A 23,354-nucleotide genomic window follows, 5' to 3' on the forward strand; every position below is an offset into this window, starting at 1 on the left:
CAGCGATACATCGCGTAACCTAAATCAGTAGTGCGTTGCAATCGAGTGGTGTGAGCCGAGCTGCAGTGAGGACAATTCATCGAAGGCTGACTAAACGGAAGTTGAGGGCAGAAGCTAGTTTATCAGGCAGGGGCTTCTACCCTCAATTTGAGTACTCAGTTCTGACAGTTTCGTTGGCTCAGCTCCTACTGATTCCCGCAGACGCGGTTGAGTAGAATATTGAGATAACGAAAGAGCCATTATGCTAACTGAACCACTGAATAAGCAGGCTGATCAACATAACCACTGGGAATCCGCTTTAGCAAACAGTATTATTGGGAGTAGCTGGGTTAATGTACCTAAACCCTGGAGCGAAGGGAAGGTCTGCCTTGTTGATGCCGAGCCTCAACTGGAGTTCGTTCAGATCGACTCCACTCCACAACATGCTATCTTCCTCCTTACAGATGGCGTGACTAGGGCTGAGGAGCATGAACCTGGTTCTCCACCACACTTGAATGGTCCTCTTTTTCCTGGGGATTTGCTGCTTTACTCTCCTGAGAGGCACGCCGGATCACACCTCACACGATGGAACCAACGTACGCAGTTCATCGCAGTTTTACTAGAGCCAAGTACCGTGTCACAGGCGTGCAACGCACTTGAACTTGATTATTGTGAAGTGGAGTTCACCAACCATTTCCCTACACGAGATCCACTCCTCGAACACCTCGTCAGGACCTTAGGCAAAGAGGTAGAGGCAGGTGTAACTGGAAGCGGATATCTTTACGCCGGACAGCTTCTGCAAACGATAGCTGTACATCTCGTCTCGAAGTACACTGCTGGTGAACCGACTGCGCGTGTTTACCAAGGTGGTATGCCTAACTTCCGCTTGCGCCGCATTGAGGACTATGTCCGTACTCACCTTGCTGAAGAGATTGGCATAGAGGATCTTGCCAACGAGGTGGGTCTTTCACGCTGGCACTTCAGCCGAACTTTCGAGCAAGCTACCGGCGAAGCACCATCACGCTACGTGCAAAGGCTCCGTATGGAACAGGCTATCTACCTGCTTCAGACAACGGATTTGCCCATTACTGAAGTGGCTTACGCTGTTGGCTACACAAGCCTTAGCCATTTTACAAAGCTTTTTAAGCACCGTTTTGGCACGACCCCTGGCACGTACCAGAGGTGTCGAAGTAGATAGCGACTGAGCAGTTTTGCACACAGATGAGCACGAAGAGCACAGAGCCGCGCGACGAGGTTCTGTGCTCACAGCTATTCTTGCTTCTGTTCGCAATGCGTAAATTGAAGGAAACTAAAAAATATGGTGAAGAAAGTCTTGATAATCGGTGCTACTGGTATGGTCGGTCAACCGATTACCGATCAACTCATCCGTGACGGTCATCAAGTAACAGCCCTCGTTCGAGACATCGCAAGAGCCAGACAAAAACTTTCTCAATCCGTTTCCCTGGTGAAAGGGGATATTGAGGATAGGGAGAGCTTGCACGCGCCTCTTGCCAATACAGATGCAGTTGTTATCATCATGCCACTCTCTGTTAACGATGCAGGCGACTTCAATGCAGAGCGGGATGGCACAGAGAACATCGCTAGTGCTTTGCCAGCCTGGAAACGGATTGAGATCCTAAAGCTAAGCGAGATCGGAGCTGGGAGTGACCCATCATTTTTTGATCTGGATTGTAAGGCAAAGGCTGAGCAAACAATCAGGAACACTGGTCACCCGTTCGTGATTTTCCGACCGACATGGTTTATGGAAGCTTGGTGCGATCAACTTCGCGTGAATAACAACCTCATCGTTGTTGGGTCGAGCAAGAGAAATATTCACTGGGTTGCTCTAAGTGACATGGGCCGTTGGATCTCAAACGCCCTCACCAGGTTCAATACGATCAGTGGCATGATACTAACTGCTCAGGGACGAGACGCTCTGAGCTTTGCTGAGGCGGCAGAAAAGATAGCAACTGCTACGGGTCTTAGTGTACTTCAGCTTCCAATCGAGGATGTCGTACCTCCAGGCTCGTCCCTTGGGCTACAACGGACGTTGCGCGAACTATTCTATTACTATGACCGTGAGCCCGAGCCTTTTGAGGCACAGGAGCTATGGCGGATTCTCGGCGAACCTCAGTGTAGTTTCGACGAGTTTGTGCAACAAGTAGGACCTGTTTTACGCTCAAAATTCTTAAGTACCGAGCACAGCTGAGGCACAACGAGCCTATATGTAGACCAAAAACTCAGATAGAGCCAGGTAATGGATTGAAATAGATCAAGCGGGAGTCTAGTTAACCTAAGCGAAGGGCTCGCTCCCTCCGCTCGGCTCCAAAACCGTGGAGACTTTCACCTCACACGGCTCCTGAGCTACCGATTCTCTGTCATAGACACCATTTCAATGGAGTGGGTCGATGCACTCGATTAAGTTGGCTTGCAACCTCCCGTTTGGCGGCTTGCGGGCTTTCCCAAAGGCATTTGCTTTTTAGGGCATCCTTACCATCTGCTACATCCGGTTGGCACCTGCTCAGTGAACTGAGAGCAAGCAGAGGGTTACTTCGTTCCGGACCACCGTGGGTTGAGTCGTGAGGATGCTGCTTAATGCCGGGTTTAGTGGGAATGCATACGGGTCGCAACCGTAAACGCCCGCCCCAATATCCTTGCCTTTTGGCAAAAGCTGTTCAGCCTGATTTGGCTGGGTTCAACTACACGACACTTCAGACACAGCTTCGATGAACGCTATCCATCGATTCATGCTCGGCATCCACCGGATAAGGCTTCCAGTTTATTGCCTTTTCACCCCGCTTTACGGTTTGAGAACCAGTCGTTCCGTAGGGGTGATGCTTGTTACTCCTTGCACCTGGAGAGAGGGTGTTGCACCCTCACGGTGATTCAGTTGTCGAGGTTCTATCCTCGCCATCCGTCCCTGAGGACGATGCTCATTTAGGATGAACGAATCGCACATGTTACCCATCACCCGCCGCAGATAACCTTTGAATTCCAACAGCTAACTTCTCGGCGGTCGGCGTGCATGGGCAACGTTAGGCTGCGGCGTTTACTGATCGACCCAAAAATTGCTCATATCCTTGCTTGAACTTCTCTTTTCCATTCTGTTCAATGATACTTCCATGAGCCATAACGACTCGTTCAAAGTCCCAGTTCAAAACCTGCTCAACCGATTTTCTCACGCTCTCTTTGTCTATTGTTGCAATCCGCTCTAGCACTGATGGACTCAGGCGTTTGTATCCTCCAAGCAATCTAGCCGCAAATTGTGTGAGCATTGGAAAGCTTTCATCAAAGTGAAAAGCAGTATCCGTCAAGATCAAAGTACGGCTTGCTGAATGAAAGAATACACATTCATTAAGTAAATCAAAACCGCTTAAACCAAGAACTCTGAACCCATCAAAGAACATAAATTCCAGTCCATTCCACAACTTATCTTCATCACTCTTGATGATTTGGTCGACCGACAACTCTGGTTTTTTAACTTCTAAACCAGGTGCAGCCCAAAACGTCGCCTGTGGGTAAAGTAATTTGAAATTGGCTGCAAATAAGTAGTGATAAAGATTGGGAGCAATAATATGCTTGACGGTTCCAAGTTGACTGAGTTGACTCACAATTGCATCACTGGCTTGAATTGGCGAAATAACAACTAATTCGCGATTTGCTAGCCGAACGACTGTCATTCTTGTCCCAACACTAAGTCCGAGATACCGTAAAGGCTGTTCGGCAACCCAAATCTCTTCATCAATCTCTCTAAGCATCGCACAACTTCAAACGCTGAATTCAATTAGATTAACTCACTTTGTTGCTTACCCTTCACAGACTATTTCCAAACTGCTTCCCCATCGATCTCCTAAGCCGCACAACGTTGCCCATCACCCGCCGTAGGTAGCCTTTGAACTCCAGCAGATAACTTCTCGGTGGTCGGTGTGCATGGGCTTTGTTGTGCGGAGATCGCGCTCGCAGCTTATTTTCCTCCCGACATAAAGGTTTCTTTTAACTTCGCAATGGTAGTACAGTCTTTACCTGTCAAATTGATCCTACACAGGTTGATTAGCTGGAACTGCCAACATTCGAGGAATTAACATATGATCAGGCTGTTCGAGAACAAACCGAACACAACGAGCAATGTCTTCTGGGTGCAGAGCGCCACCCGAATTTATGTAGTTTTTATCTTCCAGGCTCCAGTGATCATATAAACTCGTAGCCACAGTACCAGGGGCAATCGCTGACACTTTGATACCTGTTCCTGCCAGTTCCATCCGCAAGGCATCGGTAAACGCCTCAATCGCGTATTTTGTGCCATTGTATGCACCGTACTGAGGTGCAGTCTTCAGTCCAGCAATGCTAGACGTATTGATTAGAAATCCACTGCCCGCTTTTTTGAAGTGACGCAACGCAATGTATGCCAGTCGATAAACCGATTCCACATTGAGGCGCACCATTTGGCAAATCGCTTCAATATCCACTTCTTCAATCGAACCAACAGTCATCGCTCCGGCATTGTTGATGACTACATCCAGTTGCCCAAAGGCGGCGATCGCAAAATCCACCAGTTTTTGTGGAACATCAGGATCAGTAATTGCTGCTGCAAGCACTTGGGCGTTTTTGAGCGACGCTGCCAGTTGATTAAGCTTATCTTGCGACCGTGCCGTTAACACCAAATTCATTCCAGCAGCATTCAACTCTTGAGCGATCGCTTTACCGATGCCACTACTTGCTCCAGTGATAATTGCAGTTTTTCCGATAAGTTCCATCCTTGAGTTCTCCAATGTAAATGTATTAGCTCAGATCAAAATCTTTAGAGGGATGATGTGTGAATTATCTCCAGCAGCGACAATCTATGACAAATCAACCCAAACCGTTTTAGTTTGCAAGTAAAACTCCAGCGCTTCCTGTCCATTCTCACGCCCATAGCCGCTCATCTTATAACCACCAAAAGGGCTAGATGGATCGAAACGTCCCCAAGTATTGACCCAAACCGTACCTGCCTTCAGAGAAGCCGCTGCCCGATGTGCTTTTTTGATGTCACGAGTATGCAGTCCAGCAACGAGCCCATATTGGTTGCTGTTAGCAATGCGGATAGCATCTTCAAAATTGTCGAAGGGAATGACTGAAAGAATGGGACCAAACGTTTCTTCACGAGCGATCGTCATGTCGCTGTTGACATCTGCAAACACAGTTGGTTCCACAAAGTAGCCTCTACCTGTACCAATGTCTACGGCTTTGCCACCTGAAACCAATCGTGCCCCATCTTGTTTGCCGACTTCCATGTAGCGCAGCACGTTTTCGTACTCGCTTTTGTTGGCGATCGGTCCCATCTGGCTTCTAGGATCAAGCGGATCGCCTACTTTAGTTTGCTTTGCCCACTTTACTACACGCTCCAGCACTTCGTCATACACCGATCGCTCAATCAACATCCGCGATCCGGCATAGCAAATTTCACCCTTGTTGTAGAACATCCCATAGTAAGCAGTCTCTGCTGCCGCATCCAAGTCAGCATCTGCAAAAATGATGTTGGCAGATTTACCGCCCAATTCCATTGTCAGGTGCTTTAAGGTATCAGCTGAATCTTTAATCACCCGAATTCCGCTTGCGGTTGAACCTGTGATAGCAACTTTATGAACATCAGGATGAGTTGAGAGCGTGTGCCCAACCGTGCTTCCCGGACCCGGAATCACATTAAACACTCCATCAGGAACACCTGCTTCTTGCATAATTTCTGCCACTTTGAGAGCAGATAGCGGCGTAGACGAGGCAGGCTTGTGGACTATTGTATTGCCTGCGGCGAGGGCAGGAGCAAATTTGTGGATGGAGAGAATTAAGGGGAAGTTGAATGGTGTAATGGCAGCGATGATTCCCAAAGGCTCCCTCAGCGTGTAGGTATGCAATCCTTTAGTGGTTTGTTTGACTGATCCTTCAATTTTGCTTGCCCAGCCTGCGAAGTAGTGAAACACATTTGCCAGATGGGGAATATCGATTGCCATACTGTCGGTAAATAACCGTCCCATTTCTTTTGCTTGCAAAAATGCCAGTTCTTCACCGTACTTCAGAAACAAGTCTCCGACTCGCCAGAGGATTTCACCCCGCTCATGACCGTTCATCTGCCCCCACCCCCCCCCTGTTCAAAAGCACGATGAGCGGAGGCGATCGCGGCTTCAGCATCCGCTTGTGTCCCTTCTGCAACTTGAGCTACAACCGCTTCGGTAGTTGGGTCAATCACATCAAAGGTCTTGCCATTTGCAGCATCGCACCACTCACCGTTGATGTAAAGCCGAGTCAAAGAAACTGGAAAATTAGGAAATTGGGATGTTGCCGTCATGCTATTGGATAGAGAAGTCGAACTGGGCGAAGGATTAGCTGGGTCGATCCAGTGTTTGCATGTAAATCTCCGGTAAGCTTTTCTAAAGGTGGCGAAAGTTACTTCAAAAGGTCATATCACAGGCATTCAATTGTTACCAAACGGTCTCTAATGAGTTATGAATCCCTCAAAGAAAAAGTATGGTTGTCCTGTGGAAGTCACAGTAGACGCGATCGGCGGTCGATGGAAGTCTGCAATCTTGTGGTGGTTGCGACAAAGCGCTAAACGCCCAAATGAGCTGTTGCTATTGATTCCAGGAATTACTCAAAAAGTTCTGACCAATCAACTCCGCGAGCTAGAGGCGGATGGGTTGATCCATCGACAAGCCTATCGAGAAACCCCACCGAGAGTGGAATATTCTCTAACACCTGAAGGCGAAACTCTGCGACCACTCATTGAGATGATGGCGAATTGGGGTAAGGAGAAGTTACCTGAGTTTCAGTTTGGCATTGTCAGCTTAAAAGACATAAAGCTTTTACTAGTAGCAGATGAACCATATGCCCAGCGGTTGCGGATACAGCTTGGAATCATCTATGAAGCGACCGTGACCATCGCACCCGGGACACCCCTAGAGCAAATCAGACAATTTCAACCAGATGTTGTTCTAGTTGACCTGGATGCAGGTAGCGAGGACTTTGCTGTGCTAAATCGTCACATTCAACAACTGGAAGCAGAGTTAGCCAGGACAATATTCACGATCGCATTGGCAAATTCAGATCAACGAAAACAAGCGTTTTCTCAGGGGTTTCAAGTTGTTTTAATCAAACCTGTCGAGATGATAGAACTAGTAGCTGCGATCGCCAGCTTTGCTGGACGGCTGGGATAAGGGCATTTTGCAATTTCTTGTCTCCCTTCTGCCGCCTGCTCTCATAGTCGATGTAAAGCTGGGTCAGGGTAATTGGAAAATCGGGACGAGTCGATTTCTGCAATTCATTAAGTTGAGCAACCATGTTTTTTCCCTCAATTGAAAGTCATGAACTAAATCAATCCGTCACTTTAGCCATGAGCTAACAATAGAAGGTTCTACTGGTGTAGGGTGAAGAAATAAGTGTCCTTGACGAAGAATTAAATGTCAAAGCGAGAGGTTTTGACTCTTCCCAACTTCCAATAAAAAGGATACATTGGTGCATCTAAAGGTTTGCTCCTACTGCTCGTCTCAGCTACAGAGCTTTTAGGAGAAGTTTCAAACCCTTGCAAAGAATGAATCTAAGGTATCAGATGAGCTTGACAAATAATTTTTCGTTCTTGTCACTTATTTCTTCGCTCTACAACTGCTGCACGACAGGTGAAAAGTTATCACGACGACGGGCGATCCTGCACAAATCTTATTGGGATTGTAGGGAAACTTGAGAAGCTGATTCACTGCTCTTGTTAGATTCTGATTGCTTCTTCTCCTCCTTAATTACCGCTTCAATGATATCGGCTGCATACTTTACCCCACCAGAGGAATGAATCGCCGACTGTAAACGAATCGCATGGTAATTATAGGACTTGTGACCTAACACCCACTGAATGACATCTCGTAACTCTGAGGCGGTTAAACCAGATAACGGCAGCCATTCACCCACACCAGACCAAGCAATTCGTGCTGCTGTTCCCAACTGATCATCTGCAACCGGAATCGCAATGAGTGGAACTGCATGATTTAGAGCCTCTAAAGCTGTATTCATCCCACCATGAGTGATGCAGAGACTTGCTCGTTCCAATAACTCCAACTGTGGAGCATATTTCACGACAATTGGATTGCCTGGCAGTTCCAATACTTCTTCTGGTTCTAGCCCGCCTCCTAGTGAGATCACAAGCTGCACTTCTAAAGTTGCACAGGCTTCAGCAATGAGTCGAAACAGGTTCTTCAATCGATTCCGAGAAGTTCCCAGTGAAACATAGATTAGAGGAAGATCGTTTAATTGCTCAAATGGAAAATCAACTTTAGAGCGCCCGATAGAGCTATGAAATGGACCCGTGAAATAAAAGTGCGAGGGTAACTCATGGCGAGGAAACTCAAGCTCAGCAACCTGTTGGCTAATAATCGCTAGCTTAGAGAAGCAATCATTGTAAGTTGAGTAAGCAGGTAAGTTATATTGTTTGCGGTAGTCTGCAATAACGCTCCAGACAGGACGAGACAATAGCCAAAGCAATTTGTAAGCGAGCCAGTTACGCAAACGAAAATACCAGGCTGGATTGTAACTCCAGGTCGTTAAAGTCGGCGGAACATAATTGTCCTGATAAAGCGCTAAGGAACTGCACACTGTGATATACGGGAGTTGTACAGAATCAGCGATCGCCCCTCCCTCAAAAGCTGACATATCTACCAGCAGAGCTTCAACACCTGCTTGCCGAATGATAGTGGGAGTTTCTCTCAAACTCACAATTACTCTAGTTCTGAAAGCGTGAATGCCATGCCACAATGCTCGTAGTCCTGTAAGTTTTGCTCGATTTGGATCTACTTCTGCACCGGCGATCGTCTCAAAATTAAGACCTGCTTCTAGCGTTCTGAGTTCTGCCCGGGCATCACTGAAAACAGTAACTTGGTGCCCTCTACGTCGCAGTTCAACTCCAAGCGGGAGCATCGTGTTTAAGTGCCCGGTGCCACCGAGACAAAAAATGCCAAAGTGAGTCATTGTTGTATTGTTCTAAAGATGGTTGGAGCTACACTCGCACAAGTTTTCTGCAATAGAAGCCTGGATACTTAATAACCAGTCCTCTGAAGGAACAAGGTCATTTTCAATGCCACTGTTTGAGGCTTCGGTAACAGCGTTAATCGTCTGATTAAACTGGCGACTTAGTCGAATCAAGTTAGAGCCATCTACATAAACTTCTGGAAGTGGATAATTCTGCAAAAACTCAAGTAGCGAAATGCGATTATCATCTAGCACAGACTGTACTATGGCTGCCCTCAGCGCTTGAATATTAGCTCGCTCAGAGCGTGTGTGAAGTATCTGTCCAAGCTGAAACAGCCCATATTCTCCCAGCACAGAATTGAGGATTCTATCTAAAAGTTGAGCTTCTACAGTAATTGTTTGGTTCAAAGCAGTTTGAATAATTTCTGGTTCCACGTTGGCAGCATTTAGATAAATACTCCAAGCTCTAGGTGCTTCTCCACTTTCTGCTAAGGCTTCTAGATACTCAATCGAGAAGGAAGGGCGTAATGGACCATAGGTCACAATGAGTTGTTGTAATGTGCTTGAAGATGAGTTGGCAGAGTCTTCCAAATTCTGCTTAAGGTAGCTACTTTGACTCGTTGAATCTCTCATGCAGTCGATTACTTCTGCATCTAACTCACGCTTAATTTCCTTAGGTGCTGCTGTCTGGGCTGTTGTTTGAGTTTGCGACCAATCAAATTCAGATGCAGTTGGAGCAATACAGTTACACGCTAACTCCGGTAGAAAATTGTTGGCGATCGCCACAATAGGCTGCATCTCATTGTAGACCTGTAATAGTTCACTCACCTCAACCCGAACTTCCGGTGTGGGATAGTGTTCAATCACTTCAGCAACTGAGAAGCGACTGTCATTTTCATAGGCAGAAACTAAAGCAGATTGCAAAGGTCGCAGATTTTCCTGTCTGAATTGAGTTCCCAGGATTTGATCAAGCTGAACTAGCACAAACTGATCGGTTGGGCTACTAAAGTTTTGCTCTAGGGCAGCCGGAGCAAGCGGAATTCTAGCATCTAAACCTTGGCGTACTGATTCTACGTTTCCTGTTTGCTCGAAAAATTGCTGCAATTCTGCTGAGGTTTGGCGATCGCCCACAAAACCCTGCAAATCATCAATCGAAATCGTCACCTCTACGCCATTGCTTGTCAGAGTAACTTGCTCTGCTGCATGAAGGTGAATTGGCAGCAGAAAGACAGCACTTGTGCAAAGTAAAAGGTTTTGCCCCAAGCGGTGACCAACGTGTTTAAGACTCCGCAACTTACGCGCAAACATGAACTACTCCTGAAATCATATTTTTGCTCTGATGCTGCAATTCTTTCAGCAGGACAATCACTCAATCATTTGAGATTGGCAGGGTGAGGCATTGGGGAGACTCAACATTTCACCTAACGAGAAGCAAACAAATGGATTTTCGGGTACGGGAACTGGTCCAGCAGCAATCCAAAACAATAACTTTTCCGGGTCAAACACAACTTGTCGCATGGAACCGTTGCCACCAATACTGGCATCATCATCAAATATGTCTGGAGAACTGGCTTCCAGAGTCTTGGCATGAGTGCGATCGCGCAGAATCTCAACTATTGTTTCTGGCGAGAGTTCTCCATAGCGGGAGTAAAGCCCATCCGGTTCCAGCAATTGCTCAAAGCGTTCATATCGCAGCAGGCTTGATTCATCCGGTGGTATATCTTTTCCTGCTGTTTGGGGCGAGACAAAGTGATTTGTCATGTAGAGGATACCGGTTTCATCTAGCTCACGCACCCCCATTTCCTTGCCCAGCAATTCAAATACACCTGCTTGCCGAGATTTGCCGTCTGTAATGATGACGAGGTTAGCCCGCATCCGTTCTTCCGATGCCATAAAAGCTCGGGCTGCTTCGTAATTGCTAGCGTGCTTTAACACTTGTGCCATCAGTTGTACATTGCTGCGTCCTTCCAATGAGAGTCTGCCAATATCTTCAACGAGGATGGTATTTAGTGAAACTGTGATACCTTCTACGTTCAACCCAGAGTTGGGCCAAACAATACCCGGAACAGCAATAAATGCATGGGGAATTCCATCATTGGGCTGCCGGACAAAAACGGTTGTATTTTCGATCCAGTAATCAACCGGGTGTCCGTTATCTAAAGTGCGTCCATGATAAAAACGACCATCTGCCGTTGCTTGACCTGTTGCAACAAAATTGGCACAACCTTCCCAAAACAGAATATTGGGTAACAGATGTGTGAAGTACGCCTGATACACATCACCAAATGCCAGCACCATACAGCTATCCATCGTCATGCCAATGTCTCTAGTGGCAGCAACGAGCCCTTCACACTCTTGAACCACATCGGGAAATGAGCGCCGAGTCGCTATTCTAGTCAACCCCAATCCACGGCCAAACAGACGCAGGGCATTAATTGCAGCGATCGGCAATGAAGCAATTTCGTCATGTAACAGTGTGCCGTGCTGATATCCCATCTCATATGGCGTTCCTTGAAGCCAAACAACCTTGATAGCCCCTCGGTCTTCTCGATGAGATGGAACAGGTTGCCAAGTACCCTGAGCAGGTCGGTTCGCGTTGAGAGGTAATGGTAGCAAAAACAGCACTGCACAAAAGGTTAAAACCATTAAAGCCATTGCTTTAATTCTGTTGGAAGATTTTGTCCTGAACATGTTTTAGCTTCTGACAAAAGGTGATTAAATCAGCGGAAGAAAATGTCTGAAAAGCATTTGAGATCTTCTCAGTCGCTCTCCAATTAGCACCAAACACGGACGAAAATTCAAGTGGAACAGTTAGAAGAGTTAAATCTAATCAACCATCTCTTCATTGCAGTTGCGATGTAGCCGCTTTGAATCTTGCTTCAAGTAGTGTTGATTTAATTCCTCAAATTGCTCTTTCTCAGGCAATTTCACAAGCCCTATCCTGATCAAAATATCGACTGTTAGTAACCAAACTCGAAACATTTGACCTCTCTAATTGAGAACGAGTTGAGTTCTATCATATGAATGGAGCAATGTTGCTTAAATCGATCGCCCGGCCAAATCGATATAACCGATCGGTCAATCCTAAATTCATTCAAGTGGTTAGAGTTCGCTAATTACCAGCTTATGAGTCAATATCCAAACTAACCGATCGGTCAATTTCACATCTAAGAATTTTGGTGTAGCATCGTGGAGTTCAGCATTTTTAAAACTTATGCGGCAGTCACTCAGGTTAGGTCAATGGTCGCAGTTTGTTCAAGTAACTTGGAGTGGACTAAGCCAACAGGTGCAACGTTGGCTAGGCCGCTTTAAGGCACCTCAGGAATCAACAGATTACCTAACCTGGAGACATCAATTTCTACGAAAGCGATTATGCCTGGGACTATGGTTAGCTCTGTTTTGGCATTTGATCGTATCAATTGAAGGTCTTTATTCTGTATTGTTTGAGTTTGAGAGATTAAGAACAGCCGCTCTCAATTCCTACGGAGATGTAGCGATCGCAGATCAATGGAGAATTGCATCCATCATCTACTACGTAGGTGCTGTTGTTATTTTATTGGCTTGCTTGATTGGGCAAAAAACATCCTGGGGACGACGACATCCTGAGGCACTATTTCTACTTTTTGCCTACTCTCTATGTAATCTTGTACAAATCGTTTTTGCTTTCGTCAATCTTCCTGAAGTACCAAGTGGCACTTTATTTCTCTACATTGCAGTTTTAATTCCGGTGCACTGGCGATTGCATTTCATTTATCAGGTTTTATCTATCATCTATTATGCGATTGCCTATCCCATCATTAATTTAACGACCGCTAATTATATAGAAATCCATAGCCTTTACTCTAGAGAAATTATTATCCAACTCGCTTGCGCTTGCTCGGTAAGCATTCTGGCAGTGTATCTGTACGAACGCTTGAAACGTTCAGAGTTTGAAGCAAAGCGCCAACTACAAATATTCTTACATTCTGTGTCACATGATTTGCAGACTCCGGTTGTGGGTAGTTCAATTGTATTAAACACTTTGTTGAGCAAAGCCACAGATGAATCAGATAATGAGGTTAGAGTGAAGCGATCGACGATTGAACGGTTACTGCAAGGGAGCAATCACCAACTTGCCTTGATTAATTCTCTACTTGAAGCTCACACCGCTGAAACACAAGGAATTATTCTTCGTTGTGAACCTATTCAGTTAAAACCGTTAGTGGATTCAGTTTTGCTCAATCTTGAGCACAATTTAATTAGAAAACGTGTTCAACTCATTAATCGCATTGCTGATAATCTTCCACTTGTGAATGCTGATATGCACCAGCTTTGGCGGGTGTTTAGCAATCTTATTGGAAATGCACTCAAGCACAACCCTCATGAAATCAAGCTGACGCTGGATGCAAATGTGATGCAATCTGAGCAGATCCTTGAACAGATAGGAGGATGGAGAAATAATGACAAAGGCGTGAAACAACTCATTCGGTCTCAATCCCCAATACTGCTCTGTGTAATTCAGGATAGTGGTATTGGTATTGACCCAAAGCAATGCCAGCGCTTATTTGAACTTTACGCTCGTGGAAAGAAGTCACGATATACACCAGGCTTAGGCTTAGGGCTGTACCTTTGTAAACAAATTGTTGAGGCACATGGAGGTGAAATTGGGGTCATCAGTCAGTTAGGCAAGGGAACAACATTTTGGTTTACCCTACCCCTATATCCAACCTGACCGCAACGCTACAACCGCTGCTTGTACCCGATCATCAACCGCTAACTTGTTCATAATGCTACGGATGTGAGCTTTTACCGTACTCAGGCTCAAATGCAGCATGAGTGCAATCTCAGGATTGCTGTGCCCCTCAACAATTAGCTCTAGCACTTCCAGCTCTCTTCGGCTGAGTGGGTTCGCTGGTTTAACCCGAGCAGCAGGCTGTAGATGTTTCACAACGCATTGAGCAATTTGAGGATCAAGATAGATAGAACCATCCTGCACACAGGCGATCGCCATCACCAACTTTTCTAAGCCTAAGCCTTTCACACAATATCCATCGGCTCCGCTTGATAGAGCCGCAATAATTTCCTGTTCTGATTTATGGGAAGTAAGCATCATTACCCGTACTATTGGCAGACTAGCTTTAATTTGTTGAGTAGCCGCAATGCCATCTAGCTCTGGCAAACCGATATCCATAATTACCAAATCTGGCTTTAGCTCAAGCGCCGCTTCAACTCCAGAGTACCCATCCTCCATCTGACCGATGATCTGCAATTGATGATAGTCCTCCAAAAGATGCTCCAATCCCAAACGCATTAACGGATCATCTTCTACAATCAGAATACGTAGATCTGAGAGTTGCTGGTTAAAGGCATCTGTTAAGGAAGGCATGGACAAAAAGAAACTATCACCTGTCGAGCAAGTTGAGTCGTTTAGCAATCAGTGAGACGGTTTGACAATCGCTTCCATATTTCCAGGTGCGATCGCTTGTTGTATTCTAACTCCATAAGAGAAAGCTTCTGTCGCAAAAACATTGATGTAGCTATCGTAGTTTGGTTGTAGCACTCTGATTGATGCCTAGAGCTAGTTATCAACTGCCAACCTGCTCGTAATGCTAAAAGCCACGTTGCTGTTAGCTAATCAAAGTTACGTCTTGACTATTTGAAGCTTTGACAGGTTCTTTTTCGGCAAACTCAACTACAGGTTGATTTGAATTGAACCAAGCTTTGACGATTTTCCAGTTGCGGTAGGGGAAAAGTAACTGGTCAAAAAACGTTTCCTTAATCGGTTCACCAATTAGCCCAAAGTTTCTCGGCTGTTCACCTTGAGGCATATAAAACGTACCGAAAATCACGTCAAAAATTGGAAAAAGTCCAGCAAAATTCTTACCTGCTCCTTCTTCTTCTGTAGTGTGGTGCCAGCGATGGAAAGCGGGGCTAGAAATCACGTAGCGAAACGGACCATACGTCCAGGACACATTCGCATGAATCAGAGCAATGTAGCTTGATAGGAATGGCACATAGGCTTCAACGGCAACTGGTGAGAAACCCAGCAGTAGTACCGGAGTCGCCTGACACACCCGTGAGACAATGTCATTCACAGGATGCAGCCGCACTGCTGTGAGCCAGTCCATAATTTCGCCACTATGGTGGACAGCATGAAAATCCCAAAGCTGACGGGTGTGATGCCAGCGATGCGTCCAATAACCGATGGAATCGCCAATGAAGATCGCGATCAGCCCTTGCACCCACAGCGGCAGGTGAGAGATCGGCCCGTAGCCCGCTAAAACTTGATTGATATCAAATGACAACATCCCATTTTGAATAGTGATACGCCCCACCAGCAGGTAGAGTGGGATGAGGACAAGGACGATCGCCGCCATGCTGATAATCTGGATCACCATCGGGGTGAAAAACCAGTAGAAAGTATCTAGCCAAACCCCACGCCGCCACTTCGATTGATGAGGAATGCTGGGGAAAAAACGTTCGAGAACCCCAAAGACGAAGGTGAGAATCACAAATAAAACTAGCGTCCTAACGAACCGTGCTTCCATGCGTTAAATGTCTGCTTCCTTCAAGTTTTTCTACATTTAATGTGATAGTCCCTCAATGATGACTCCTACCACCGGGTCAAACAGGTGAGTGACTATTACAATTCTTGAGCAATATTCCTCTAAGGCTTGATACGAGGTTGGTATAGCAACAATACCACTGCAAGCCCAACGAAATAAAGATGACTTTCGTCATGACAAAAGTCACTTAAAACGATGACTATTGGATATAGAAGGAAATTGCTGAATCATCTAAGCTCAGAAAAGCCTTGTTGCGGTTTGGTCTTAAATTCTGCCTCTGACTTGAGTAGGTAAGTGCAGCCGGTGAAGAGTAACTACGCCAAAGGTTAATTTGGGAGAAGATATCAGAGAGTTCTACTACTCACTGATTAAGGGAATATCAAGCAGCTTCAAATCTTCGGGCTGCTGCTCATAGAAGGTTGCCCATGACAAAATTATTTTGGTCATTACTAGCTACCATGGCCCGACAAGCCAAGGTCAACTTTGTTCAAAAAACACGCCACGCTGATGCAGTACAAGAACAGTTTTTGCGATCGCTCCTCCAAACTCATCAAAACACTGAGTTTGGGCAGCACTATAAGTTATCTGAAATCAAAACCATAGAGCAGTTTCGTGAGCGAATTCCAGTTCAGCCTTACTCTAGTTACCAACCGTTCATTGAGCGCATGGCGAATGGGGAAACTAACATTCTGGTGCCCGATCGTTTGCTTTATTTCAATCTGACTAGTGGCTCAACCGGCAGGCAGAAGCTGGTTCCTGTGACGAAGCGATCGCGCCGTGCCATTTCTCAAGCAAACTGGGCAGCAATGGGGTTTGCAATTGATGCAGCAAGGCAGCGAGGCTTATCGCTGGGCAAACTGCTATTCACAAGTTCGGCTAAACCGTTGGGACGAACGGCAGGTGGTATTTCCTATGGCCCAGTTAGCACGAGTGACCTGCGCCTATCGAATATCTTAACTCGTCAGTTCTTTGCTTACCCCTGGGAAGCCTTACAAATCTCCGATAGTTTTGCCCGACAGTATGTTTGCCTGCTCTTTGCTCTACGGAATCCAGATTTGAAGATTATAGGAGCTACTTTTCCAGTACTGGCTCTGCAACTCGCAAATTATCTCGAACAATATGCTGACAGCCTGATCCATGATCTTGAAACAGGAGAGATCGCAAGTTGGCTATCGATTGAGCCAGATTTGCGGGCTAGTCTCATGAGGCACTGGTCAATTGCTCCCCAGCGGGCCACTCAGCTCCGCCAAATTGCTAAGGTAGAGGGTCGTCTAACCCCAATTTTGGCATGGACAAATCTCTCATTGGTATCTACAGCACGGGGCGGAACGTCTAATTTTTACTTACAGCGATTTCCCCAATATTTTGGTGATACTCCTATATTTGGTGGGGTATATGCTGCTTCTGAAACGACTTTTGGTATCAGTTGGGCTTTCAATACGGACAGTGTTATTCCTGCGATCGAAACTAGCTTTCTAGAATTCATTCCAGAAGACCAATGGGAAACAGCTCAACCTCAAACGCAGTTGCTATCAGAAGTTAGAGTAGGCGATCGCTACCGAATTGTGATGACTAACTACAGCGGTTTCTACCGTTATGACATTGGAGATATCGTACAGATTGACGGATTTTTTGAGCAGGCTCCTTTAATCACATTTCAACATCGACAAGGTGGAGTCATTTCATCAACAACAGAAAAAACAACCGAATTTCATGTCTTGCAGGTAATGCAGATCCTCCAGCAAACAATGAATGTATTGCTAGAGAATTTCTGCATCACCTTGTCTAACGACCAGATTCCAGATCACTATTGGGTCAACATTGAACTCGCTCCCGGTTATGTCCTCGACGATCCAGTGACATTTCTGTCTAAATTTGACACCATTCTCAAGAGCATTCACCCCTCGTATGAAGCTAAACGGCAAGATCAAATTCCGTCACCTCGCTTACGAATTTTAGAGTCCGGCAGTTTTACCCAAGTGCGAAACCGATTGATCCAGCGAGGAGTAGCCGAGTCTCATTTGAAATTTCCCCTAGTAAGCGAAGACCGCAATTTGTTGGAAGGGTTAAAGGTAGAACAGGAAGTACAGCTAACGGGACAGGAACAGGACGACTGTTCTCTATCAAAAGCTCATACGAATCTATGGCTCCAATCCAAGCTGCGGATATGATTAAAATTTTGCTGAAAACCTGGGAACTGCTTGCCTGGATGGAGATATTGCAATATGTTGTTTCTACTGTGTTTGCACGTTTTTTAGGGCAGTCTCAACCTCAGCCACCTCAATTATTTGGCTCTCCCAAGCCGCTCCCCACCATCAGATATTCATTTTATCCATCCTCCGAGTATGCATTTGTAGACTTAGTAGAAGCAAATTGGAGACTTGTTCTCTCTGAACTAAGACGATTAGAAAACAAAGGTTTCTTTTCTTGGGAGGAAGAGCTTCTCAGGGAAGGTTCGGATCTATTTGAACTATATGTTCACGGCATCAAGATTGAGGAAAACTGCCGTCTCTGTCCAGAAACAACCCACCTGATTGAACGAATTCCTAATCTAGTGAGTGCGGGCTTCTTGCTCCTAGCACCAAGCACTCACACTGCCTCCTCTACTGAACCTATTGATGATTGCTTGCACTGTCATCTAGGGTTGATTACTCCTAATCAATGCGGTGTTCAGATCGAGGAAATTTGCCAAACCTGGCGTGAAGGCAGATGTCTGATCTTTGATAACACCGCACAATATCAGATGTGGAACTGGAGCGATCGCCCCAGAGTTGTTTTGCTGATTGACTTCAAAGTACCAGCAGAGCTACTTTTATAGCAATTGGCTATCTACACTGCGATCGCATGATTTGGTCTGTTGCACGGCTCACCTTGATAAGTACTAAGCTAGCAGGCTTAGCGCGGCGAGTATTGCAAGGGACTCAAACGCAAAAAATGTTCCGCTACATTGAGTGGACAATTATTGTTTTCACAGCAGCAATTTATGGACTTTTCAGCGGTCCTATGCTTGACCTTGTTTCACCCAGTTGGGGTCCTTTCCCGTTTCTGCTGATTTGGTTTGCACTCAGTTTCATCTTTCCAAGCGATCGCCCTCGTTGGCAAAAGCGCCTTTACATTTTTGTTGAGATTGCGCTGATGATCATTGCTGTATCGCTAGGATTGGGTGCTGAAATCTTGATGTACTTGTTCATCGCTAAGGCTTGCTTCTTACTCAGTCGTAGGGATGTCATCATCACCGCTATCTTGACGGGCATTGCTTATTTAATTCCGCTCTTGTGGTCGGTGCCTCAAGAGCTAGAATACTGGCGGCTAAATCCCCAGGAGGTCTTTGATCCCAATGACCGAATGGCAATGGCATGGGTTGAGAGAATCTTTGTCTACACGACAGCGGTAACGTTTGTTATTTTTCTTAGTTTTGCAACCTTGGCAGAGCGTAGAGCGCAGAAACGCACCGAAGAGTTAGTCAAAGAGGTTGAAACGCTAGGCATCATGTTAGAGCGAGAGCGCATTGCTCGAGATATTCATGACACGCTGGGTCATACTCTCACCACATTAGGTATCCAGATTGAGGTCGCTCAACAAATTGGAGAGTCTGATATTCCTCAAACACTTCGTCGTCTAAAAATGGCTAGATATCTAGCAGATCAATGTTTACAAGACGTGCGCCAAGTTGTTCAAACGATGCGAGAGTCTAACTTTGATCTAACTCAAGCTTTGACAGCACTAATTACTCAAATGCAACAAACACAGCCCGTTAAAAGGAGGAGCAAACTCATTTACCCTGAAGTTCAATTGAACTTACCACCACTACCCCTACAAACCAGCTACCAACTCTACTTCGTTGTGCAGGAAGGAGTGACGAACATTCAGAAACACGCAGACGCAACTCAAGTTCAGTTGAAGGGATGGAGTTTTAGCGATCGCTTGCTCATAGAGTTATCAGATAATGGTAGGGGATTTGATTCTACTCAACTTTCTCAAGGATTTGGTTTGCGAGGTATGCAGGAACGAGTGCAAATACTGGGAGGTATACTCCAGATCCAAACTGAACTAGGGCGGGGGACTAGACTAATTGTGCAGGTGCCCCTATCGGATAGCGCGTTGACCACAAATTGATCGGGAGAGGCTACTATGATTCGAGTAATGCTGGTGGACGATCAGCCTCTGTTTCGAGAGGGGCTAGCATTCCTCTTATCGCAGCAAACTGATCTTGAAGTGATCGCAGAAGCGAATCATGGCAGCGAAGCGATCGCCCTTTGTCACGAACTTCAACCTGACGTAATTTTGATGGATATTCAAATGCCAATTTGTGATGGGGTTGAGGCAACCCGTGAAATACATCGCCGCTATCCGTGGATTCGGATTCTGGTTTTAACTACCTTTGATCACGATTCCTATATTTGGCAATCGCTACAGGCAGGAGCATTGGGATACTTGCTCAAGAACACACCTGCTCAGCAAATGGCAGATGCGATTCGCAAAATTCAGCAAGGGTATGGTCAGCTTGGCCCGACCATTGCTCCTAAGGTGTTTGCTCAAGGACCAATTTCTACCCCGCAAAATTCACTTGTAAGTGCTGATGCAATGTCAGTATCGCTAAATCCGCGAGAGCGAGACTTGCTCATTCAACTCGCTCAAGGCAGCAGTAATCGAGAAATTGCTCAATCATTACAGGTTACTGAGGGCACGGTGAAGAATTACCTGACCCGAATTTTTAGCAAGCTGGGCGTGCGCGATCGCATTCAGGCTGCACTTTGGGCGCAGAAGCATCTAGAGTCTATAGTATCAAGGCAATCTTCAAAAGAAGATCAGTCGGTTGGAAACGGTTAGATCTGGGGTATGGTGAACCTAAGCCAGGGAGTCACTTCCCTGACTCGGCTGGTTGCGTCGCAAAAACTTATTAAGGACAACCGAGCGTATCGTTAGTATTCCCTTAAGCAGCAATTCCAAAGAGTGCTTCGATAAATTTGGCTTGAGAGACACTACTTCCTTGTTCAATTCCTTTCACTTGTCCTTTTCGAATCGTATTCATCGCTTCGATTCCGCTCAACGTTCTCCTCGCACTATTGAATGACTTGAATCCCATCATCGGCTTCACGATACGCTTGATATTGCGATGGTCTTGCTCAACCACATTATTTAGATACTTACTCTGCCTTAATTCGGTCTCTTTTTTAATTGTTTCATCTGCTTTGAGAGCATCTATTGCTACTGGATAAGCGGCGTTCTTGTCCACTGTAATGACTCGTGGAGTTTGAGTATGCTGACTCTTGAGCACTTTACGAAAAAATCGTGCCGCTGCCTTGCCATCTCGCTTTGCGCTCAACATAAAGTCCAAGGTGTTACCTGCTGAATCGACAGCACGATACAGATATTTCCACTTACCCTTGATTTTGATGTACGTCTCGTCGGTTTTCCACGAGACGTTTGTCGGCTTCAGATACCGTCGAATCCGTTTGTCGAGTTCTGGCGCATACTTCAGCAACCAACGGTTGATCGTCGAGTGGTCTACCTTCACTCCCCGATCCTGCATCATCTCCTCTAAGTCTCGATAGCTGAGGGAGTAACGGCAGTACCACCGCACATTGAGCAGGATGATCTCTGGCAAAAAATGCCGCCACTTAAACAGGGATGAAGTAGCCATAGAAAGTCAGGTGCAAGAGTTTAAGCTATCCCACCTTACCATTGACCGATTTTTGCGACACAACCTTAAAAACCACCGAGCTTTTCCAACCGATGAGTCTGCCTTGAAAGTTATTTACTTGGCAATTCAAAATCTTGCCAAAAAGTGGACCATGCCAATTCCTAACTGGAAGCCTGCTCTAAATCGTTTCGCTATCCAGTTTGGCGATCGCCTTTCCCTATAACTTCTACTACCCTTGACACAAACTATTTGAGTGCGACACGTTCTCTCGAAACCAACCCTAGTTGGGGGAAGAGAGGCAAGGTCTCTGAACCTTGACAACTAATGTCTGATGAGGGTGAAAGCCCCTCCCTCCTGGTAGTGGAGTGACAGCATAGCCCCCAGGTTTGCGACTAGCCATCAACACCTGAAGCGGGGTTAAACGACGGTAACTGGAAGCCTCATCCGGCACTCCGTTCAGCAAGCTGTATACGGATACGCGAGGAATCCATGCGTGAAGGATCGTGATTTGTGAGCGGTGAAATCAGGCTGAAACACCGCAGCCAAAAGGCAAAGGATACGAGACGGGCATCTTCAATTGTGACCCGTGACTACTCTCAATAAACCCGGTCTAGAGTGGAGTCCTAAGTACAGCAAAGATCAGACATTGGAACGTGGGAACCCCGTTCATCTCTCTGGGAAAGGTCGATACCCAGAGTCGGTGCTAACCAGATGATGGACGAGATTGGGATTGTGTAAGAAGCCAACGCTTGAGGTAATGCTCAAGATACGCTGACGTACACACTGCAACTTGGATGTAGACAAACTGAGTAGAGTGAATAAGTCATGAGTCCGTCTTTCCAGACGAGATATGAATGGAATCACCTGCCCTGGAAGAAAATCCAGGTCAAGGTGGTCAAGCTCCAACGGCGGATCTACAGAGCCAGTCAACAGGGCAACGTCAAGTTAGTTCACAGGCTTCAGCGTCTGTTAATCAAGTCCTGGTACGGGCGGCTTCTGGCAGTTCGACGGGTGACTCAGGATAATCAAGGCAGGCGTACAGCGGGGGTAGATGGCATCAAAAACCTACCACCTCCACAACGTCTACATCTGGCTCAACAACTGAGTCAGATTCCTCAACCACGATCCTTGCGGCGGATTTGGATTCCAAAGCCAGGCAAGTCGGAGAAGCGCCCATTATCCATCCCGGTCATGGCGGACAGAGCCGCCCAAGCGCTGGTCAAACTGGCGCTGGAACCCGAATGGGAGGCAAAATTCGAGCCTAACGTGTACGGTTTCAGACCAGGACGCTCTTGTCATGATGCGATTGCAGCCATTTTCAATATCATCCGTCAGCGCCCTAAATACGTGCTGGAGGGAGATATTCGGGGTTGCTTCGATAACATCTCGCACCAGGCTCTTTTGGAGAAAACCCAAGCCCCACCATCAATCCGCCGAATCCTACACGGATGGTTGAAGTCTGGGGTATTCGATAACGGTTTCCACGCCACTGAACAGGGTACACCCCAGGGGGGAGTGGCATCGCCCTTGTTGGCATTGATTGCTCTCTACGGGTTAGAATCCCATATCAGATCGCTTGGAACAAAGCAGCACCCGATTCATGCGGTGTTTTACGCCGATGACTTCGTGGTGTTCGCCAACCGATTATCCGATATCAACCGGGCAAAAACAGCGGTAGCCGATTGGCTAGAAGGCATCGGGTTACAGCTCCATCTTGAGAAGACCAAAATTAGCCATACCCTTGATGGAGAGGCAGGTTTCGATTTTCTCGGCTTTACGGTGCGACAATATCCCGTGGGCAAATATGCCTCCAAACACGGATTCAAGACCCTGATTAAACCCACTCAACAGAGTCAACGTCGGCACCTGGCACAACTGAAACAGTTTGTGTCGTCTCACGGTGCAGCGACCCAAGCAGGGCTAATTGTCCACCTCAACTCAGTGATTACTGGATGGTGCCAGTATTACGCCACAGTGGTCAGCAAAGAGGCGTTTGCTTCGATGGACGGTTATGTCGCAAAAACTGGTGAGTGGTAAGGTAAATAGACCTAACCTTGCCTTCTCCTCCTCTTATGTCTACTGCTGGTTGTGTCGCAAAAACTTATTAAGAACAAACGATCGGTATCGTTTACATTCCCTTAAGCAGCAATTCCAAAGAGCGCTTCAATAAACTTCACTTGAGAGACACTATCCCCCTGATCAATTCC

The 23,354-nt window shown here is 46.3% G+C and carries 21 protein-coding genes and 1 pseudogene; 11 read left to right on the forward strand and 11 right to left on the reverse strand.

Going from position 1 to position 23,354, the window contains the following annotated elements; genetic code table 11:
- Nucleotides 1-613 precede the first annotated feature (613 nt).
- The 3 genes from H6F88_RS34425 (at nucleotide 614) to H6F88_RS33975 (ending at nucleotide 2,709) form a co-directional block, all read left to right on the forward strand.
- Nucleotides 614-1,177 carry an AraC family transcriptional regulator gene (locus tag H6F88_RS34425; protein WP_190642987.1) on the forward strand — a complete coding sequence of 188 codons (564 nt, stop codon included), beginning with the start codon at nucleotides 614-616 and terminating at the stop codon, nucleotides 1,175-1,177.
- A gap of 120 nt (nucleotides 1,178-1,297) precedes the next feature.
- Entirely contained in the window at nucleotides 1,298-2,188 is an 891-nt protein-coding gene (locus H6F88_RS12015) for an SDR family oxidoreductase (RefSeq protein ID WP_190642988.1), read from the forward strand.
- Nucleotides 2,189-2,574: 386 nt separating this feature from the next.
- Complete coding sequence (locus H6F88_RS33975) at nucleotides 2,575-2,709, forward strand: hypothetical protein (RefSeq protein WP_277882168.1); 135 nt, start codon at nucleotides 2,575-2,577, stop codon at nucleotides 2,707-2,709.
- A 70-nt stretch (nucleotides 2,710-2,779) separates the two neighbouring features.
- On the opposite strand, the gene H6F88_RS12020 is transcribed toward H6F88_RS33975, so the two are convergent.
- The 5 genes from H6F88_RS12020 to H6F88_RS33980 form a co-directional block, all read right to left on the reverse strand.
- Nucleotides 2,780-2,977 carry a hypothetical protein gene (locus H6F88_RS12020; RefSeq protein WP_190642989.1) on the reverse strand — a complete coding sequence of 66 codons (198 nt, stop codon included), beginning with the start codon at nucleotides 2,975-2,977 and terminating at the stop codon, nucleotides 2,780-2,782.
- A 37-nt stretch (nucleotides 2,978-3,014) separates the two neighbouring features.
- Entirely contained in the window at nucleotides 3,015-3,737 is a 723-nt protein-coding gene (locus tag H6F88_RS12025) for a DUF4336 domain-containing protein (RefSeq protein ID WP_190642990.1), read from the reverse strand.
- A gap of 279 nt (nucleotides 3,738-4,016) precedes the next feature.
- A complete protein-coding gene (locus H6F88_RS12030; protein WP_190642991.1) occupies nucleotides 4,017-4,733 on the reverse strand; it encodes an SDR family oxidoreductase in 717 nt (238 codons plus the stop codon).
- Nucleotides 4,734-4,817: 84 nt separating this feature from the next.
- Nucleotides 4,818-6,080 (reverse strand): aldehyde dehydrogenase family protein, encoded by a 1,263-nt coding sequence (locus tag H6F88_RS12035; RefSeq protein WP_199333568.1) that lies wholly within the window; start codon nucleotides 6,078-6,080, stop codon nucleotides 4,818-4,820.
- Entirely contained in the window at nucleotides 6,077-6,298 is a 222-nt protein-coding gene (locus H6F88_RS33980) for an aldehyde dehydrogenase family protein (protein WP_199333569.1), read from the reverse strand. Before H6F88_RS33980 ends, H6F88_RS12035 begins: the two co-directional genes overlap by 4 nt.
- Before the next feature lie 157 nt (nucleotides 6,299-6,455).
- On the opposite strand from H6F88_RS33980, the pseudogene H6F88_RS34430 reads away from it, so the two are divergent.
- Nucleotides 6,456-6,758 (forward strand): annotated as a pseudogene (locus tag H6F88_RS34430) (helix-turn-helix domain-containing protein); the annotation flags it as partial.
- A gap of 904 nt (nucleotides 6,759-7,662) precedes the next feature.
- Here the strand turns inward: H6F88_RS34430 and H6F88_RS12045 are convergent.
- Genes H6F88_RS12045 through H6F88_RS12055 form a run of 3 tightly spaced genes read right to left on the reverse strand, consistent with a single transcriptional unit; the run spans nucleotide 7,663 to nucleotide 11,613 of the window.
- Nucleotides 7,663-8,958, reverse strand: coding sequence for a glycosyltransferase (locus H6F88_RS12045; RefSeq protein WP_190642993.1), 1,296 nt, complete (start codon nucleotides 8,956-8,958; stop codon nucleotides 7,663-7,665).
- Between the two features lie 12 nt (nucleotides 8,959-8,970).
- Entirely contained in the window at nucleotides 8,971-10,266 is a 1,296-nt protein-coding gene (locus H6F88_RS12050) for an alpha/beta hydrolase (protein WP_190642994.1), read from the reverse strand.
- Between the two features lie 57 nt (nucleotides 10,267-10,323).
- Nucleotides 10,324-11,613 (reverse strand): C45 family peptidase, encoded by a 1,290-nt coding sequence (locus tag H6F88_RS12055; RefSeq protein WP_190642995.1) that lies wholly within the window; start codon nucleotides 11,611-11,613, stop codon nucleotides 10,324-10,326.
- 631 nt (nucleotides 11,614-12,244) lie between these two features.
- On the opposite strand from H6F88_RS12055, the gene H6F88_RS34435 reads away from it, so the two are divergent.
- Complete coding sequence (locus tag H6F88_RS34435; protein WP_190642996.1) at nucleotides 12,245-13,669, forward strand: HAMP domain-containing sensor histidine kinase; 1,425 nt, start codon at nucleotides 12,245-12,247, stop codon at nucleotides 13,667-13,669.
- Here H6F88_RS34435 and H6F88_RS12065 read toward each other — a convergent pair.
- Nucleotides 13,655-14,323 carry a response regulator transcription factor gene (locus tag H6F88_RS12065; protein ID WP_190642997.1) on the reverse strand — a complete coding sequence of 223 codons (669 nt, stop codon included), beginning with the start codon at nucleotides 14,321-14,323 and terminating at the stop codon, nucleotides 13,655-13,657. The two genes, H6F88_RS34435 and H6F88_RS12065, sit on opposite strands and share 15 nt — an antisense overlap.
- A 241-nt stretch (nucleotides 14,324-14,564) precedes the next feature.
- Nucleotides 14,565-15,485: a sterol desaturase family protein gene (locus H6F88_RS12070; protein ID WP_190642998.1), complete on the reverse strand. Its 921-nt coding sequence runs from the start codon at nucleotides 15,483-15,485 to the stop codon at nucleotides 14,565-14,567.
- A gap of 443 nt (nucleotides 15,486-15,928) precedes the next feature.
- Between H6F88_RS12070 and H6F88_RS12075 the strand changes: the two genes are divergently transcribed.
- From H6F88_RS12075 to H6F88_RS12090, 4 genes are read left to right on the forward strand one after another with little or no spacing between them, the layout of a single operon-like run.
- Entirely contained in the window at nucleotides 15,929-17,674 is a 1,746-nt protein-coding gene (locus H6F88_RS12075) for a GH3 auxin-responsive promoter family protein (protein ID WP_190642999.1), read from the forward strand.
- Nucleotides 17,647-18,321: an aspartyl/asparaginyl beta-hydroxylase domain-containing protein gene (locus H6F88_RS12080; RefSeq protein WP_190643000.1), complete on the forward strand. Its 675-nt coding sequence runs from the start codon at nucleotides 17,647-17,649 to the stop codon at nucleotides 18,319-18,321. Before H6F88_RS12075 ends, H6F88_RS12080 begins: the two co-directional genes overlap by 28 nt.
- Before the next feature lie 26 nt (nucleotides 18,322-18,347).
- Nucleotides 18,348-19,619 carry a sensor histidine kinase gene (locus H6F88_RS12085; RefSeq protein WP_190643001.1) on the forward strand — a complete coding sequence of 424 codons (1,272 nt, stop codon included), beginning with the start codon at nucleotides 18,348-18,350 and terminating at the stop codon, nucleotides 19,617-19,619.
- 15 nt (nucleotides 19,620-19,634) lie between these two features.
- On the forward strand, nucleotides 19,635-20,333 hold the full coding sequence (locus H6F88_RS12090; RefSeq protein ID WP_190643002.1) for a response regulator transcription factor: 699 nt from the start codon (nucleotides 19,635-19,637) through the stop codon (nucleotides 20,331-20,333).
- Between the two features lie 103 nt (nucleotides 20,334-20,436).
- Here the strand turns inward: H6F88_RS12090 and H6F88_RS12095 are convergent, their stop codons facing one another.
- The gene (locus H6F88_RS12095) at nucleotides 20,437-21,147 is read right to left on the reverse strand and encodes an IS6 family transposase (RefSeq protein WP_190643003.1); all 711 of its coding nucleotides are present in this window, start codon (nucleotides 21,145-21,147) and stop codon (nucleotides 20,437-20,439) included.
- A gap of 10 nt (nucleotides 21,148-21,157) precedes the next feature.
- On the opposite strand from H6F88_RS12095, the gene H6F88_RS12100 reads away from it, so the two are divergent.
- Nucleotides 21,158-21,370: a hypothetical protein gene (locus H6F88_RS12100; RefSeq protein ID WP_347277693.1), complete on the forward strand. Its 213-nt coding sequence runs from the start codon at nucleotides 21,158-21,160 to the stop codon at nucleotides 21,368-21,370.
- Nucleotides 21,371-21,972: 602 nt separating this feature from the next.
- The gene (locus H6F88_RS12105; protein ID WP_190643004.1) at nucleotides 21,973-23,184 is read left to right on the forward strand and encodes a reverse transcriptase domain-containing protein; all 1,212 of its coding nucleotides are present in this window, start codon (nucleotides 21,973-21,975) and stop codon (nucleotides 23,182-23,184) included.
- Nucleotides 23,185-23,354: the final 170 nt, after the last annotated feature.

This window comes from Oculatella sp. FACHB-28 (assembly GCF_014696015.1).
Lineage (GTDB): Bacteria > Cyanobacteriota > Cyanobacteriia > Elainellales > Elainellaceae > JAAUTN01.

What these genes read in the sequence shown, in the direction of transcription:
- H6F88_RS12015 (WP_190642988.1), top strand. Translation starts at nt 1,298, where the DNA reads ATGGTGAAGAAAGTCTTGATAATCGGTGCTACTGGTATGGTCGGTCAA.
- H6F88_RS33975 (WP_277882168.1), top strand. Translation starts at nt 2,575, where the DNA reads ATGCCGGGTTTAGTGGGAATGCATACGGGTCGCAACCGTAAACGCCCG.
- H6F88_RS12025 (WP_190642990.1), bottom strand. Translation starts at nt 3,737, where the DNA reads ATGCTTAGAGAGATTGATGAAGAGATTTGGGTTGCCGAACAGCCTTTA.
- H6F88_RS12030 (WP_190642991.1), bottom strand. Translation starts at nt 4,733, where the DNA reads ATGGAACTTATCGGAAAAACTGCAATTATCACTGGAGCAAGTAGTGGC.
- H6F88_RS12035 (WP_199333568.1), bottom strand. Translation starts at nt 6,080, where the DNA reads ATGAACGGTCATGAGCGGGGTGAAATCCTCTGGCGAGTCGGAGACTTG.
- H6F88_RS33980 (WP_199333569.1), bottom strand. Translation starts at nt 6,298, where the DNA reads ATGACGGCAACATCCCAATTTCCTAATTTTCCAGTTTCTTTGACTCGG.
- H6F88_RS12045 (WP_190642993.1), bottom strand. Translation starts at nt 8,958, where the DNA reads ATGACTCACTTTGGCATTTTTTGTCTCGGTGGCACCGGGCACTTAAAC.
- H6F88_RS12050 (WP_190642994.1), bottom strand. Translation starts at nt 10,266, where the DNA reads ATGTTTGCGCGTAAGTTGCGGAGTCTTAAACACGTTGGTCACCGCTTG.
- H6F88_RS12055 (WP_190642995.1), bottom strand. Translation starts at nt 11,613, where the DNA reads ATGGCTTTAATGGTTTTAACCTTTTGTGCAGTGCTGTTTTTGCTACCA.
- H6F88_RS12065 (WP_190642997.1), bottom strand. Translation starts at nt 14,323, where the DNA reads ATGCCTTCCTTAACAGATGCCTTTAACCAGCAACTCTCAGATCTACGT.
- H6F88_RS12070 (WP_190642998.1), bottom strand. Translation starts at nt 15,485, where the DNA reads ATGGAAGCACGGTTCGTTAGGACGCTAGTTTTATTTGTGATTCTCACC.
- H6F88_RS12075 (WP_190642999.1), top strand. Translation starts at nt 15,929, where the DNA reads ATGACAAAATTATTTTGGTCATTACTAGCTACCATGGCCCGACAAGCC.
- H6F88_RS12080 (WP_190643000.1), top strand. Translation starts at nt 17,647, where the DNA reads ATGGCTCCAATCCAAGCTGCGGATATGATTAAAATTTTGCTGAAAACC.
- H6F88_RS12085 (WP_190643001.1), top strand. Translation starts at nt 18,348, where the DNA reads ATGATTTGGTCTGTTGCACGGCTCACCTTGATAAGTACTAAGCTAGCA.
- H6F88_RS12090 (WP_190643002.1), top strand. Translation starts at nt 19,635, where the DNA reads ATGATTCGAGTAATGCTGGTGGACGATCAGCCTCTGTTTCGAGAGGGG.
- H6F88_RS12095 (WP_190643003.1), bottom strand. Translation starts at nt 21,147, where the DNA reads ATGGCTACTTCATCCCTGTTTAAGTGGCGGCATTTTTTGCCAGAGATC.
- H6F88_RS12105 (WP_190643004.1), top strand. Translation starts at nt 21,973, where the DNA reads ATGAGTCCGTCTTTCCAGACGAGATATGAATGGAATCACCTGCCCTGG.